Origin of the sequence: Enterococcus sp. 12F9_DIV0723 (genome assembly GCF_002174375.1) — a bacterium.
GTDB lineage: Bacteria > Bacillota > Bacilli > Lactobacillales > Enterococcaceae > Enterococcus_A > Enterococcus_A gilvus.
Genome location: NZ_NIBK01000001.1, coordinates 100,103 through 115,367, shown reverse-complemented (window position 1 = coordinate 115,367; position 15,265 = coordinate 100,103). Strand labels below are relative to the sequence as shown.

Sequence of the window (15,265 nt, the reverse complement as noted above, 5' to 3'; positions counted from 1 at the left end):
CTTTGTCAAAGAAGATGCTGAAAATTTTCAGAAATAGTGGAAATGCGTCCTAAAATGCCGCCTCCTTCAAAAATTGCCGCAAAAAAGAACCTAGCGTCAGACACTAGGTTCTTCACATATAAAAACAGCCTCATGCTTCACGATTTTCCGTAAATACATTCATCGGATCGTACTGTTGCTTCAGCCCTCGCAATTTATTCGCCGTCGGTACAGACCAGACACGCATCGTTTCCTCATGACTGGTATCACTGGAATAGGCACCATAGACCCCTTGACCAAATTCCAAAATAGGCTGGAACAATTGGATCGCCTCCGCCGCGGAGTCCTTGTTGAACCAATAAGCGATCATGATCTCCGCATCCCTAAATGACCACGCATTGAAATCGGAAGTCTTCTCGTTCACAGCGCCGCCAAGTGCACGCAGTTCAATGCCATAAACAAAATCCGGCTCAAGAAGCTTTTCCATTTCAGCAACGATCTCATAAGGAATATCCGCCACCAAGGTATTTTTCCCAAAGGCGGTATTTTTCCCTTCGATCCGTGCATGCTCATCTGGGAAAAAGTCTGCATAGTTCATCGCAACTTCCGTATTCGCGGTGCTATCACTTAATTGAAGTGCCTGTGCCAACACTTCTTTTGCTTGCGGTGTCTCTTCCCCGTACCAAAAGTTTCTCGCTTGGACTGTGACCGTTTGGTCCGCGCCTCGATTCAACAGCATGATACTCGTCAGTTGGTTGGAGGCCTGCTTGAACCACCCATGCCACGCTTGGATGAATTCAAAAAGGTCCGTTACCGTATAGCTGATCGTTTGAACGATGATCGGTGTAGTGAACACGGGATTTGTCGATACGACCGTATCCGCTTGGAAAAGAAATTCCGTCACCACGCCAAATTGCCCGCCGCCGCCTCGGATTCCCCAGAAAAGCTCCGGCTCGTGTGCGGCATCCACGACATGCTTTTCACCATCCGCGGTAATGATCGTCGCACCGACCACGCAATCGATCGTAAGTCCCATGGCCCGTACGACTGTCCCCATCCCGCCAGAGACGGCCAGACCGCCAACACCTGTATCTCCATGATCGCCACTGGAAAGAACCAAGTGATCGGCGTGCAGCTTCGTCGCAACGTCTCCCCAAAGAGCACCTGATTGGATACGGACGAGGCCTTTTTCTTTATCGACAACGGTTATTTGGTTCATTTTCGAGAGATCAAGAATCAGTCCGCCATCATTGACTGACGTCGCAGACAACCCATGGCCTCCGCTTCGCACGGAAAATGGAAACGGCGCTTCCTGCCCGTGCTTCACACTTGCGGCATAGGTGATCGCTTCACTGACCTGTTCTTCTGTTTCTGCTAAAAGGACGATTTTTGGCTGGCCGACTTTATAATCATTTGAACGAACGGTATCGTAACGAGGGTCTTCTGGAAATATCGCGATTTCTTTGAGCGAATGCGGCAATTCGTATAGCTTTTTTCCCATGATACATCCTCCATTTCACAAAAGGGTCGTTTATTAGGAAAGTGTCTCATGCTCGCTAAGAATAGTAAAAGAAGAAGGCTTCAAATCGGAAAGCGTTATCATTTTTTTACGATTCAATTCTGACCAATCAAAAAAGGACCCCTCACGGTCCTCTTTTTGATCCGGCAGCACTACGGATAAAACAACCGCTGCATCCGTTGCAAGACCAATTCGTTCCCTACAAAAAACAACGTGTCGCCGGCACAGATCTTCGCATACGGACCCGGTGACAACAGCAGCTCATCCTTTTGCTGGATCGCAATGATCGTCGCCCCGGTCTCGTGCCAAATGTTCAGCTCATTGACCGTACTTTCGAGGTGGGCCGCCTCGGATGTCAGGGTCAATTCATACGGAGCGAAGGGCGCACCGTTGTGGACGCGTTTTGTCTGAGACAACAATTGATTGAGCAAGTGGCTGACATTGTCCAATTCTTGCTTTTGCTTATCGACACTGGCTTGAATGTCATTTTTGATCTCTTGAATCGTTTGTACATCTTGGTACTTTTCAAAATAGGCCTGCGCTTTTTCCCGCGACAGAACGTAAGCGCCGCTGCCATGACGCACTTCCATGATCCCAAGATCGACTAATACATTGATGGCTTTTCGAGCCGTTTCCGGCGACACGTTGAAGTTGCTGGCAAGTGTCGAACGCGCGTGGATTTTTGAGCCTACTTGGTACCGTTTGTCCGCAATTCGTTCAGCGATCTCTACTGCTACTTGCTGATACCGCGGAAGTAAAACCCGTTTTTTATTTTCCCCTTCCATTTCGATCCCTCCTAGTTCGTCTATCATTCCGTTAAAGTGACTTAGCCTTAAATAAAGGAGGAAGTATATAGCTTACTTTGTACTCTATACACTGCGAAAAACGGAACTGACAGCTTTTTCTGAAGATTTCTTTTCAAGCATAGCATATTTTTTTTAGAAAATCTGTACTCAGATTAAAGGAGCAAAAAATGAAGTTGTTAGTGCTTTCGTCTTTAGAATTTATTCATAGAAGCTGATTTTTTGAGTTAATCTTCGCAATTTATCCTTAAAACAGCTAAGATAATCCAGATTATTTTTTTGCTATTCTGTTTTTCTTCGCTGAAACGTGTAGGAAATTCAGTTGAATTCATATATTAGGAGTGATTTTTTGCATTTTGTGATAGGTATTATTGGGCTGATCCTTGTTTTGGCTCTAGGTTTTTGGATTAGCAGCGACCGTAAGAACATTCGTTATTCGCCTATTCTGGTCATGTTAGTTTTGCAATTTTTATTAGGCTTTGTTTTATTGCGCACAACGGTAGGAACGACGATCGTTGGCAGTCTGGCTGGCGTGTTTGATGCTTTGCTGCGCTTTGCAGGAGCAGGAGTCGAATTTGTTTTTGGCGGCATCGCCAACAAGGGCAGCTTCCCTTTCTTTCTAAATGTCTTGATGCCGATCGTCTTCATCTCTGCCATTATCGGGATCTTGCGCTACATCAAAATCTTGCCCCTCTTCATGAAGGGCGTCGGCCTCGGTCTTAGTAAAATCAACGGCATGGGAAAATTGGAATCCTACAACGGGATCGCCTCCGCTATCTTAGGTCAATCGGAAGTCTTTATTTCCATTAAAAAAGAATTGCCTACCTTAACAGAACAGCGTCTGACCTCTATGAGTATTTCAGCGATGTCCACTGTTTCTATGTCGATCGTCGGTTCGTACATGGCACTGATCCAGCCACGTTATGTGATCACGGCACTTGTGTTGAATTTATTCGGCGGGTTCATCATCGCTTCCGTCGTGAATCCTTACCAATTGGAGGATGACGACTTGGTGATCGAGGAGGACAAGGAACAAACCTTTTTCCAAATGCTGGGGGAATACATCCTTGACGGCTTCCATGTCGCGGTCACTGTAGCGGCTATGCTGATTGGATTCGTCGCATTGATCGCCATGATCAATTTTATTTTCTCCAAGCTCACAGGCCTGACCTTCCAAGAAATTTTAGGGTATGTCTTTGCGCCACTGGCGTTTCTTACAGGAATTCCTTGGAAAGAAGCCGTGGATGCTGGAAGTTTGATGGCCACAAAGCTTGTGACCAATGAATTTGTCGCTATGACAGAATTGGCTAAAGGAAGCTGGGATTTTACCCCGCGTACAACAGCCATCCTTTCGGTTTTCCTAGTTTCCTTCGCGAATTTCTCTTCTATCGGGATCATCTCTGGTGCGATGAAGGGACTGAATGAAGAAAAGGGCAATCTAGTAGCAAAGCATGGCTTGAAAATTTTGCTAAGTGCCAGTTTGGTCAGCTTTTTAAGCGCGATCATCACAGGTTTGATCTTTTAACCCACGCAACCCTTCAGCTTTCTTTAATGCTGAACGGTTGTTTTTTTATTGAAAAACTTCTTCTTCTCAAAAAAAAAAGAGCCGCACACCTGTGCGACTGCTTTTAAATGGTTTTTATTAGTTTTAACTTGATGTAATACCCTTCTGCTGATTCGACGATCTGCTCGACTTTATGATGAGGGACAAACACAGGCTCATCTACTTCTAACAGCGTCACTTCTTTCCCATAGCCAGGAATACCGACGACTAAATTCTCTGTTTTTAAATGTAATTGCATCACACGCTGCAGGTGCTCGGATAGTTCCAGCAGCGCCTTTCTATCCTTGCCTCGATACCATGCAGGTTGATGCAGCAGTCGCAAGCCGCTTCGCAAGATCGTGTTTTGAACCGTCTCTTCTCGAATGACCTCTTTCCACATCATTGGATTTAAGCAGCCGCTTCTGCCACTGTGACGGTGACCCGCACGCCTGAAGCACGTCCAGCGTCGATCAACTGCTCCGCTGCTTCTGTTGAGCACGCGACATAAAAGACAAACGCAGAATAATCCTTCGCAAAGCTGTCTAAAAATTTCTTTCCTTCTTCTAACAAAAAATTCTCCGTCAGACTTTCATAAAAAATAACTTGCTTGTTTCGCAGGAAGGTTTGCGGCAATTGCTTGTTTACGCCAACAACTGCTACTTTTTCTCCTTGATAGTGCCGTTTGATATGGGTCCATATTTGTTGCTTGGATTCCGCTTTCTTTTCAAGAATAAACAATGGATTAGCTCCTTTTCAGTTTTAATTCATTGCGTACAGGAAATAGCCCTGCTGCTCGTTGGTCATGCAAGACCATCACCTCCCATTCTTGCTAAAAAATAACAAACCATATTATATCTATCATACCAGCTTCTTTTTTTAAAGCAAGTCAAAAAAAGCCGTTCAAGCATTTCTGCCTGAACGACTGGGGGTATTAACGTTGTTCTTCATCTAAAACTTCGTATTCCACGGGAGAGCCTTCGTAAAAGAATTGCGTCGAAACCCTGGCTTCCTGATCCATCGCGATCAGTTCTTTACGAAATGGGAAACGTACGGAACGCCCGCTTACGGTCTCTGAACCAGGCAGAATGTACGACAATTTGTCGTCCGGTGTTGGCTTGTTCAATTGATCCATCACCGCATCGATCACCTTTTGGGAATCGATCGTTTCTGCTTTTGCGGCTTTTTTATAATCTTCTAAAAATACGTCTTGTCCTTCAAAATAGGTCATATCCATTTTCTTCACCCTTTCTCTTTCACTTTACCATCTGGTGGCCGTTTACTGAACTAACACGCTTACGCTTCTAAATCTAACTGCCCTGCCTCCGTTTGGAAAACAGGCCAGCTGCCCGTAAGCTCCACTCGAATGACGTTCAACTCCGGCGCACTCTGAAAGGCTGTGATCGTTGCGTCCATCAAGTGGCCTTGCTTCGTCAGATGCTCTTGCGGCGTCAGTACCGTATCTTTATCTAACGCTTCACGGTATTCCTGATTTTTCTGTAGAATCTCATGAAATGCCGTTTTGACTATCCGTTCCGTCTTACGAGCAAACTTCGCTTCATTTTCCGCCGTATAAGCCACCTGAGATTTTTCTGCTAAAAAAGTGACGTAGATCAGCGGCACCGTTGAAACTGGCTTGACCGGTGAAACATAATAAAAGGCCTCTTCTAAAATATCCATTGAAACCGTCAGCTTCATAACCTCTCCCCTTTTCTTCTAATTGATTATAGCATTCAGCGGAAAATTCTTAGTTCATTTGCTCTCCAAATAAAAAAAGCCGCCAATACCCGGCAGCTTTCCTTCTTTTAGATCATCACTGTCATCGCAGCGGCAGCCAAAATCAGAACCAGCCCGATGATCGTAACGGTCATTTCTTTTTTTGTTTTCTTTTGTCCCAAGAACCAGATCCCTGTCAGTGTTGCCAGAACGACGGAGGTTTGAGATAAGATGAAGCCCGTCGCCAACCCATTCATATCTGGTTGCGCGGAGATCAAGTAAGTCAATGCGGCGAAGGCGAAAAAGAATCCTGAGAAGATATGCTTATACGACACTGGCTCTGCTAGTGCAGATTTTTCTTTGTCCTTCACACTTAAGATCACTGAATACACAAGGGCCACTAGCAGCATCCCGATCGCTTGCGGCAAGAATGCGTGCATGCCATCGATACTCGTTGCCTGCGGTGCCGCTGAATAGGCCCAATAGCCAATCTCACCAACGGCCAACAACAGAACAGCTTTTTTCAAAATGCTGGCCTTTTCTTGTGTTTTTTCTTCCGTCCAAACCGTCATCCAAGCACCCAAAATGATCAATACCAACGCCAATCCGCCTAACAGCTTCGCGCTCACACCCGGCCAGTCGCCTAAAGCGATCACGCCCCATAAAGAAGCGCCTAACAATTGAAAAGCTGTCGTGATCGGCATCGCACGAGAGGAGCCGATCAACGTAAAGGATTGGAAGGTAATGATTTGAGCAATCGCCCAGCCCACACCTGACAAGATCGAGAAGACCAGATCCATGCCCGATGGGAGTCCCATGCCGTTGACCATGGCAAAGATCAAGGCAAAAATCAAGGTACCTAACGTCGACCCTAAAATTTGATTGACCGGACGCCCGCCGATTTTTGAGGCGATCGTAGGGTAAAGCCCCCAACCAAGTAACGGCCCTAAACCGATTAAAATCGCTGTTGTATTCATAGTTGTTCCTCCTTCTATCGACGTTTAAAAGACGACGCCGCTTTCTAATAGGATGTTGGCATAGGGGGTCATTTCGCCCGTTCGGATGAATGCTTTGCTGTCATTCAACGCCGCCTTCATCTCGCTATGAGGAATAAAGGATACCGGTGTTTCAGGCAATCGTTCTTGGATTCTTTTCAACATATCAGGGTTTTCTGTTTTGATCTCTTCTGCCAAATAAATGCGTTGTACTTCAAGTTCTTCCAATACATTGTTTAGAACATCCATAAAACTAGGAATCCCATTATCGACAGCGAGGTCGATTTTTTCCGTTGTCATAGGGACGGGCATGCCGGCATCGCCAATACTTAATTGATCAAAGTGACCCATTTGAGCGATGACACGAGAGATATCTGAGTTTATGACTTTACTTTTTTTCATGAGAAGGTTCCTTTCTTAGTTCAATTCATTTTTATAAGGGATAGAAGGTTGTGCACCGAAACGTTGAACGGTAATTGAAGACGCCTGATTTCCATAGTGGATCGCCTCTTCTAAATTGCTGAAATCTTTTTTCAAGATGCTGCTCATGGCACCGATGAAAGTATCTCCTGCCGCAGTAGTATCTACGGCGTTCACTTTGAACGCTGGAACCACTCCGCTACGACCCTGCACATCGTAAAAAGCGCCTTTGCTGCCGATCGTAATGATCACCGCTTCGATGCCCAATTGATGCAACTGTTCTGCTGCCGCCTTCATGCTGGCTTCATCCGTCACAGTGATGCCGGTGATGATCTCTGTTTCAGTCTCATTTGGGACGATCATGTCGGTCACCTTCAAGAGTTCCTCTGGCACATGCTCCAACGCTGGCGCTGGATTTAAAATCGTTTTTACTCCCGCCTTTTGAGCTATCTCGAAGGCTTCGATCGTACTTTCTAAAGTGCTTTCAAATTGCGCAATGACAAAATCACTCGCTTCGATCAGATCTGCATGGTCTTGAACATCTTTTGGCATAAATGCGTTATTGGCACCTGAATGGATCATGATGCTGTTTTCTCCTTGATCGTCCACGATGATGTAGGCCTGTCCAGTCGCTTGATTCTCCAAGGTTTGTACACCGGCTAAGTCGATGCCTTCTTCTGATAATAGCTGATGCATCATTTCGCCTGCCGCGTCATTGCCGATCGCGCCAATAAAATTCGTCGCTGCTTCCGAACGTTTCGCCGCAACGGCTTGATTGGCTCCTTTTCCACCACCAGCAGAAAAAATTTCTTTTGTGTGCATCGTTTCGCCAGGTTTGGGCATTTTTTTCACACGAATCGTGCGATCCAAGTTGATACTTCCAATAATCGTAACCGTATTCATTTTAGTCACTCCATTTCAGATTCGTTCATTTGATTTAAATTAAAACGTTTTATTAAAACGTTTTAATTCGACACCAAAAATATAGCACAGCTTGAAAGCTATTTCAAGTGTGCTGTTGAAAAACGTTTGATCAATTTTACCGGCAGGGTCTTTTCTTCCCAATCTTTCGCGGGCTGCTCCACTCTTTCCAATAATAATGCGGCAGTGGTTTGACCCAATTCATAGATCGGCTGGGCGATCGTAGTCAGTTGCGGCGTGACATATTCGCACATATCGATATTGTCGTACCCGATCACACTGTAATCCTCTGGAATTTTTTTCCCCAGTTCAGCCAATCCTAAATACAACCCAAAGGCCAATTCATCATTGACTGCAAAAATAGCCGTCGCTTCTGTCTGTAAAATGTTCGCCGCCGCATGACGCCCACCGATTTTCGTTAATTCACCAAAGATCAGGTCCGCCTTTGGATAGATTTGTTGAAAGCCCATCAGACGTTTTTGGATGTTCGCCGGCGCGTCCTTTGGCAGCACGATGGCGGCCTTCTCATGCCCCAGCGTCTTCAGGTGTTCCCCCGCGATCCGCCCGCCAGAAAGATCATCGGTCAGGACGGCATCGCTGAATCCTTCCGCCTTCTTTTGATCCAACACGATATAGGGCAGATTTTTTTTCCGCAAGGTGTCATTGATGGCTTGGTTAGAGATCACCGAACTGGCGATGATGTAGCCGTCAACGCCGCGGCGGCTCAATTCTTCCAAATAATCGGTTTCCTTCTTTGTGTCTAGATCCGCGTTGCAGAGCATCGTCACAAAGTTTTCACGGTACAATACGCCTTCGATCCCCCGTACCAATGTACCGAAAAAGGGATTGGTAATGTCTGGCACCAATACACCGATGGTCTTGCTTTTCTTCATGATCATACGCCGGGCAAAATAATCAGGCTCGTAATTCAGTTCCGCCTTTGCGGCCAGAACCTTCGCTACTGTTTTGGGGCTGAATTTATTTTCATTGCCGTTTAAAATCTGGGAGACGGTGGCGATGGAGACTCCCGATTGTTTGGCGACATCTTTGATGGTAATTTTTTTATTTTTCATGCGATTTCTCCTGCTTCAAACTTCGCTACATTTTCTCATGAATACGCGGAGCTGTAAATATGCCTGTCCATGAACTTGCTATGGGGACGAATTTTTTTTATACTGCTAATGATATCCCTCGTGATCGTCTACTTAAAAAGAATTATCCCAGAAGAAAGAAGGAAACAAATGAATAGAGCCACAAAAATTATTCTAGCCATCGTTCTAGTCTTAGTGATCGGGCTGATCGCCGCCGGAAATTATTTCTACTCATACGCGGTGGTTCCTGCAAAAAAAGATTTCTTGGCAGGCAGCTCCTCCAATAAATCGACGGAATTAGTAACGGCTGAGACTTGGTTCAATGATAAAAATAACCGCACCGATTGGCAGCTTGACTCAAAAGACGGCTTGAACCTGTCTGCTTACTATCTGCCGGCAGAAAAAGAATCGCATAAAACAGTGATCATCGCTCACGGCTACATGGGGCAAGCCTCCGATATGCCTCAATACGCCAAAATCTACCATGACCTTGGCTACAATGTTTTAATGCCGGATGCGCGTGGTCACGGACGGAGCGAAGGCGATTATATCGGATTTGGCTGGGATGAACGAAAGGATTACCTTCAATGGATCGATCGCGTCATCAAGAACGATCCAGCCTCCGAGATCGTTCTGCACGGTGTCAGCATGGGCGGCGCGACTGTCATGATGACCAGCGGTGAAAAATTGCCGGAGAATGTCAAAGCATTCATCGAAGATTGCGGGTACAGCTCCGTCAATGGAGAGCTCAGCTATCAATTGAAAGAAATGTTCAATCTGCCCGCTTTCCCCTTGATCCCAGTCACCAGTCTCGTCACAAAGGTCCGCGCGGGCTATTTCTTTGGGGAAGCAGATGCCATCAAGCAACTGCATAAGAACACGCGTCCAATGCTCTTTATCCACGGTGACAAAGACGACTTTGTGCCTTATGCCATGTTGGATGAGGTCTACAACGCTACAAAAGGACCGAAAGAAAAATACGTCGTACAAGGCGCCAAGCACGCGGAAGCCTTGAGCAAAGATCCTGCGATGTATCAGAAAAAAGTCACCGATTTCCTACAAAAATACGTTACTAACAACTAAAAAAAACTATAGACAGCATCCATAAAATGGACGTTGTCTATAGCCTGAAACGAAACCCTAACAGGTCTCGTTTTTTGCTTGCTCCAATAGGTATTCTGCTAAACTATCTGTCACGGTGATATGGGTGAAAATGTTTGTCTTAGTCCCTACATAAAGAACATCTTTCTTGCTTTCTTCATAGCAGGCCACCGCGACATTGGGGATTTTACGAACATCCTCGACCCCTAGCCCAATCACATTTTCATTGATCTCACACGGGACCTCTTTCCCCGCCCGATCAATGAATTTCGAATTGACATCGCCGATCACATTCAATGTCTCCAGCCCGTCGATATCCTGCTGATCCACATAGCCGATCTCTGTCATCGTATTGTTTTTAGAAAACGGGCTGGCGATACCGACGAGGGCAAAATCCACATTTTTCCCCGCTTCTAGCACATCACGGATGCCTTCATTTTCAACCAAGCTCTTTTTGATAAAGGCATTGTCTACCAATGCGGGGGCATACAAATATTTACATTTCGCCCGCAGCTTTTTCGATAGATCATACGCCAACTGATTCGAATGGACGTCCACCATCTCAGAGCCTAACCCGCCGATCAATGGAATGATCGTCGCCTCTGCATGATTCTCATACGGGTATTCATCGACGATCCCCCGCAGCATTTTTCCCCAGGATAGACCGATCGTTTTTGCTTTAGCGATTTCTTTTTGGAAGGCTGTGATCGCCGTCTGGACAAGCAAGCGTTCGACTTCGTCTTTTCGCAAACTGCTGGTGTCTAGGACCGTCGCCTTCTTTAATCCAAAAGCCTCTTCCAAAGCCAGCTCCAGTTCAATAGAGTAGGCACTCTCGCTCTTGATGAAGATATCCACGATGCCTTCATTTTTCGCATCATTCAAATACTTTGAAACCAGTGAACGAGAGATGCCCAGATATTTGGCGATCTCCGACTGCTTCAAGTTTTTCTTGTAATACATCGTCGCAACTTTTACGATGTCTCGATTGTGTTTTATAGCCATTTTGATCCCATCCTCTGAACAACTTTTTCATCTTATCCACTATACGGGTGATTTTCTAGGCGTGCAAGTGGGACTAGTGGAGGACAACGCTCAGTTTCCGCAGCTTTCTTAGAGTCTCACTCTTTTTTGCTGAAACAAGACCTGTTTAGACACATAAGAGGATGTACCTTTTTTGGCACACCCTCATACATTGGGCTAACGGATCTCGATGACATCACCCAGTTCAAATTTTGGAAATTCACCTGGGCTGACAATGATCGCTCCCGGTAAAATTTCTCCGACCGCATTCCGAAAATAGATCGAAATATGACCCAATTCTTCAAAATTCGCATTTGCCAGCGAACCAACTTCTTCAATCGTGAATTCCTGATCGCCAAAGATCACTTTACCGCCGATCTTCAATGCGTCTTTCGGACGATCCTCAAACTCATGGATCACACAAATGTCTCTTAATTCTGCAGTGGCAGAAGGGCCAAACAAAATGATCAATCGTTCTTCTTCAAATGCTGGAACCATGCTGCCGACCTCAATAATTTTAGATTTTACCATCAATAAATCCGCTCCATTCAAACAATTTTTAATACATTCCGAAACTAGCTAACCACGCCAAGATCACGGCGGTGAAGCCTGTCAGCATCCGACTATATAAAATCGCCGGCACACCGATTGAAACCGTTTCCGGTTTTGCCTCTCCTAATGATAACCCAACTGGAATAAAGTCGCATCCCGCATGTGCACTAATCGCGAACAATGCTGGCAGTGCATACTGTACTGGGATGGAGCCATTCGCGATCTGCGTACCGATCAATACTCCGATAACCTGAGAGATAACGGCACCCGGCCCTAAGATCGGGGACAGGATCGGGATACTACAAACGAGGGACAAGACGATCATTCCAGGTAACGAACCCGCCAATGGAGACAGGACTTTTGCCAACCAATCACCGATCCCGGTATAGTTGATGATCCCTACGATCATACTGATGAAGGCCATAAACGGAATGATGTTCTTCAAAAGCATATCTACCGCGTCACGCCCTGATTGATAGAACGTGCTCATCACTCCGCCGATTCCCCGAGAGAAACGAACTAAGAAACTGTCTTTTTTCGCCTGCTGCTCTGCGTGGTTTTCCTTAAGCTTGGAATATCTTTCTTTAAATTCTTCGTCCGACTCTCGGCCTTCTTGCTTCGTTACGATTTTTTCCGTCGCTGCTGCGGATGCTGCGTCACTCTTGTGGGCATGATCGATCGCTGCCATTTGGCGTTCCTCTAAATCTGAATGTTCAACAAGTGCCACGTCTTCTGGACGAACACCAGATACGAAAATATCTTCTGTGATATGTTTAGACAATGGCCCCGATGGCGAAGATGGCAGAATATCCACTGTTGGAATTCGTTTCATTGGATACACACCGATCCGTGCTGTCCCGCCGCAGTCGATAACGGCGCAAAGCGTTTCATCCTCTGGAATTTGATTTTTAAATCCATCGCAAGCAATCCCGCCAGTCAAATCCGCGATCTGCTGCGCAACCGGATGGATACCGCCGCCGGTAACAGACACAACTTTATTCATTTTTTCTGTCGGCGTTAACGTCAAGCCGACACCCCAACCTTTATTCCCAGGTTTTACAAATACTGTTTTGTACATTCCGATTCCTCCTTTACGCCGTCGCTTTTTTTGCTTCTCTGGCCATCATAAATTTCGTCAAGCGTTCCGTAACGATCCCTCGCATCAAGATCACGACGATCCCCACTAAGAAATACCGCACCGCCAAACTTGATTGGCTAAATCCGGCTTTGGTCACGCCATTTGCGATTCCCAGATACACAAACAACTCTCCTGCATTCGCGTAAGGGAACAAGCCCGTCACTGGATGGACGAAAGATACCGCAGCATCATAAAATGCAGGCTTTTCTTCTTCTCTTACGAATTTCCCAAAGGTATACGCCATCGGATTTGTTAACATCAAAACAGCCAAGACAGGCATCAATGAATACCTTAAAATCATATATTTTGAACAATACCGAATCGCTCTGTCTACACGCTCTTCACCGATAAAGGAGATGACGGAATAAGTAAAAGTCAAAAGGACGATCAACAGCGGCACGATCCCTGTCATGTATCCCATAAATTGCTCCCCGCCAGCCTCAAACATCCCAATAAAGTTTTTCCCTGCCCACTCGATGTATTTCATAAATAAAACCTCCTCATTCACTTTTTAAAATTTACCGTTTAACTTTATAAAAACTACCGCTCTTAGGTAACCGCTTCCAATTTCCGCGAATAAATTTGCCCTAACCCTTTTTCAACATGAGGCGTCCCTTTCTCTTTGACCCCGCGATGATACGCAGCTAAGTGAGCACCTCTATAAGAGGGTTCTTCCTTGAAGCGTGCAAAAATCGTCAAGCCTCTGCAAATATAGCAATGGATGACTTTTCCTTCCGTATCCACCACCACAGCAACGACCGTCCGCAGCACTTTTCCCTTAACGACTTCCGTATAAAATTCATACTCCGTTCCAGCCTGTTCCGTCGTGATTTTCTTGATAAAACCCTGATAATACTTTACCTGCACGATACTCAGCAAACTTTGACTAAGCATCAACACGATCAGCACGATCACTAAGCCGCTCATACGCTACATCCTTTCCAAAAGCAGCTGAGGAAACGAGCTTCCCCACCTGCTCCAACGTTCTTTTCTAGTCACCAAATGTTGAATCTTGCAGCTTCCGTAAACGATAAACCGTGGTTGATTCATCAATCTCAATATCCTCATAAGTCAAGAATGTTCCGTCTTTGATGTCGCGCTTCGCAACAGAAGAGCCGCCCACTAAACCGATCGGTACATTATTATTTTTGACTAGATCTTCATGCGTTTCCAGTACGCCGCGAACACAATACCCGCCGATACCGTCGATTTTCTCACCGGCTTTGATGTCCTTTTTCGCCACAGCCACTGTTTCTGAGATCGGTGCGCCTAATGGCACGATCGCATGGTCATGGTTCAGTACAGCTTTGGCGATCGTGATCGGTGTTTCTAAACTTGCTAAGTGGTACGGACGATACAAGATGTGGTGATCGCGATCCCCCTTCTTCATCAAATAGCTCAACTCATGACGAGCCCCTTCATTTTGCCCTTTGACGATGACAAATACCCCTGGAGCCAAGCCGTCTACATATTCAACGACGCCATACTTGCTTAAAACACCGCCATTTTCTTTCAAATCAAGATCCTTCACGACAGAATCAACATCTCCGCTGATCCCGTGCATGCCCACCTTATCAGGAACAAAACCAATCGCATTAGACAATAGATTCATCTCCGCCATGGTCTTCGTGCCGTCTTGGAAAGCAGCCAGCATATGGCTAGACATTTGTTTGGCATCCGCTTCTGCTTGAGCAGTGTCAGGATTCGCGCCTACCTTCAATTTATTGTTCTTCCCCTTACCAGCAACAAGGACTTCCATCCCCATACTCTTGGCAAATTCGAACAATTCGGTCGTTGCTGCAGGCTCATCGCCATCAGAACCTGTATAAACCAAGTTCGCAGAATCATACATTTTTTTCATCAATGGCCCGATCGTGATGTCTACTTCCACATTCAATAGAACGATGTGCTTCTTCGCCAGCAGCGTTTCTAATGAAATCTGTGCACCTACCTCTGGAACACCTGTCGCATCCACAATAACTTCTACCTTGTCTGAATGAATAATTTCTTTAAAATCTGAACTGACCAGGATGTCCACTTTCTTCTCTGCACTGGCATTGTAAGCATCTGCCGCACGCTGCGCTGCCTCCTTGTGAATGTCACTGATCCCTGTCACTGCCATGCCCGGAATCGTTGAGATCTGAGCGATCATTCCAAAACCCATTTGACCTGCACCAATTACCCCAACTCTGATCGGTGCGCCATTTTTTTCTCTTTCCAAAAGCTTCCCATAAAGTGTCATTATTACCCCTCCATACTTTTTTGACATATGACAAAGCTTTTGACATATGCCTTAAAACACTTTTAGTATAACATCGCAAAACACTATGTCAACGCTTTCTTTTCACAAAGTATCTTTTTCTATCAATTGGAACATATGTGAATGAAGAACTGAATTCCGTAAAAAACGTGATATATAAGCAACCAAATGATAATAGTTATTAAAAGGCAAATCCGTGAAAGAAACTAT

18 protein-coding genes are annotated in these 15,265 nt (G+C 45.6%); 2 read left to right on the top strand and 16 right to left on the bottom strand.

Annotated features, from left to right (window positions below):
• Window positions 1-130: 130 nt before the first annotated feature.
• Complete coding sequence (locus A5868_RS00570) at window positions 131-1,480, bottom strand: FAD-binding oxidoreductase (RefSeq protein ID WP_086305942.1); 1,350 nt, start codon at window positions 1,478-1,480, stop codon at window positions 131-133.
• Between the two features lie 170 nt (window positions 1,481-1,650).
• The gene (locus tag A5868_RS00565; protein ID WP_010782166.1) at window positions 1,651-2,283 is read right to left on the bottom strand and encodes a GntR family transcriptional regulator; all 633 of its coding nucleotides are present in this window, start codon (window positions 2,281-2,283) and stop codon (window positions 1,651-1,653) included.
• Window positions 2,284-2,650: 367 nt separating this feature from the next.
• On the opposite strand from A5868_RS00565, the gene A5868_RS00560 reads away from it, so the two are divergent.
• A complete protein-coding gene (locus tag A5868_RS00560; protein WP_086305943.1) occupies window positions 2,651-3,826 on the top strand; it encodes a NupC/NupG family nucleoside CNT transporter in 1,176 nt (391 codons plus the stop codon).
• 103 nt (window positions 3,827-3,929) lie between these two features.
• Here A5868_RS00560 and A5868_RS00555 read toward each other — a convergent pair whose 3' ends face one another.
• From A5868_RS00555 to rbsR, 8 genes are all read right to left on the bottom strand, one after another.
• A complete protein-coding gene (locus A5868_RS00555) occupies window positions 3,930-4,247 on the bottom strand; it encodes a hypothetical protein (protein ID WP_254908389.1) in 318 nt (105 codons plus the stop codon).
• Between the two features lie 5 nt (window positions 4,248-4,252).
• Window positions 4,253-4,582: a hypothetical protein gene (locus tag A5868_RS00550; protein ID WP_086305944.1), complete on the bottom strand. Its 330-nt coding sequence runs from the start codon at window positions 4,580-4,582 to the stop codon at window positions 4,253-4,255.
• Between the two features lie 193 nt (window positions 4,583-4,775).
• Window positions 4,776-5,078: a DUF5960 family protein gene (locus A5868_RS00545; RefSeq protein WP_086305945.1), complete on the bottom strand. Its 303-nt coding sequence runs from the start codon at window positions 5,076-5,078 to the stop codon at window positions 4,776-4,778.
• A 59-nt stretch (window positions 5,079-5,137) separates the two neighbouring features.
• Window positions 5,138-5,539 (bottom strand): hypothetical protein, encoded by a 402-nt coding sequence (locus A5868_RS00540; RefSeq protein ID WP_086305946.1) that lies wholly within the window; start codon window positions 5,537-5,539, stop codon window positions 5,138-5,140.
• A 107-nt stretch (window positions 5,540-5,646) separates the two neighbouring features.
• Window positions 5,647-6,534 (bottom strand): ribose/proton symporter RbsU, encoded by an 888-nt coding sequence (gene rbsU / locus A5868_RS00535; RefSeq protein ID WP_010782172.1) that lies wholly within the window; start codon window positions 6,532-6,534, stop codon window positions 5,647-5,649.
• 24 nt (window positions 6,535-6,558) lie between these two features.
• Window positions 6,559-6,954, bottom strand: coding sequence for a D-ribose pyranase (gene rbsD, locus A5868_RS00530; RefSeq protein ID WP_086305947.1), 396 nt, complete (start codon window positions 6,952-6,954; stop codon window positions 6,559-6,561).
• A 15-nt stretch (window positions 6,955-6,969) separates the two neighbouring features.
• Window positions 6,970-7,875 (bottom strand): ribokinase, encoded by a 906-nt coding sequence (gene rbsK / locus A5868_RS00525; RefSeq protein WP_086305948.1) that lies wholly within the window; start codon window positions 7,873-7,875, stop codon window positions 6,970-6,972.
• A 98-nt stretch (window positions 7,876-7,973) separates the two neighbouring features.
• Window positions 7,974-8,966: a ribose utilization transcriptional repressor RbsR gene (rbsR, locus tag A5868_RS00520; RefSeq protein WP_010782175.1), complete on the bottom strand. Its 993-nt coding sequence runs from the start codon at window positions 8,964-8,966 to the stop codon at window positions 7,974-7,976.
• Window positions 8,967-9,134: 168 nt separating this feature from the next.
• Here rbsR and A5868_RS00515 point away from each other — a divergent pair, with 168 nt between their 5' ends.
• Window positions 9,135-10,067, top strand: coding sequence for an alpha/beta hydrolase (locus tag A5868_RS00515; RefSeq protein ID WP_086305949.1), 933 nt, complete (start codon window positions 9,135-9,137; stop codon window positions 10,065-10,067).
• Window positions 10,068-10,124: 57 nt separating this feature from the next.
• On the opposite strand, the gene A5868_RS00510 is transcribed toward A5868_RS00515, so the two are convergent.
• The 6 genes from A5868_RS00510 to A5868_RS00485 all read right to left on the bottom strand — a co-directional run bounded on the left by A5868_RS00510 (window position 10,125) and on the right by A5868_RS00485 (window position 15,037).
• On the bottom strand, window positions 10,125-11,087 hold the full coding sequence (locus tag A5868_RS00510) for a sugar-binding transcriptional regulator (protein WP_086305950.1): 963 nt from the start codon (window positions 11,085-11,087) through the stop codon (window positions 10,125-10,127).
• Between the two features lie 195 nt (window positions 11,088-11,282).
• On the bottom strand, window positions 11,283-11,636 hold the full coding sequence (locus tag A5868_RS00505; RefSeq protein WP_086305951.1) for a PTS glucitol/sorbitol transporter subunit IIA: 354 nt from the start codon (window positions 11,634-11,636) through the stop codon (window positions 11,283-11,285).
• 28 nt (window positions 11,637-11,664) lie between these two features.
• Window positions 11,665-12,735: a PTS glucitol/sorbitol transporter subunit IIB gene (gene srlE, locus A5868_RS00500; RefSeq protein ID WP_086305952.1), complete on the bottom strand. Its 1,071-nt coding sequence runs from the start codon at window positions 12,733-12,735 to the stop codon at window positions 11,665-11,667.
• A gap of 13 nt (window positions 12,736-12,748) precedes the next feature.
• Complete coding sequence (gene srlA, locus A5868_RS00495; protein WP_086305953.1) at window positions 12,749-13,282, bottom strand: PTS glucitol/sorbitol transporter subunit IIC; 534 nt, start codon at window positions 13,280-13,282, stop codon at window positions 12,749-12,751.
• Window positions 13,283-13,344: 62 nt separating this feature from the next.
• Entirely contained in the window at window positions 13,345-13,722 is a 378-nt protein-coding gene (locus tag A5868_RS00490; protein WP_010782181.1) for a transcriptional regulator GutM, read from the bottom strand.
• 64 nt (window positions 13,723-13,786) lie between these two features.
• A complete protein-coding gene (locus A5868_RS00485; protein ID WP_086305954.1) occupies window positions 13,787-15,037 on the bottom strand; it encodes an NAD(P)H-dependent oxidoreductase in 1,251 nt (416 codons plus the stop codon).
• Window positions 15,038-15,265 lie beyond the last annotated feature (228 nt).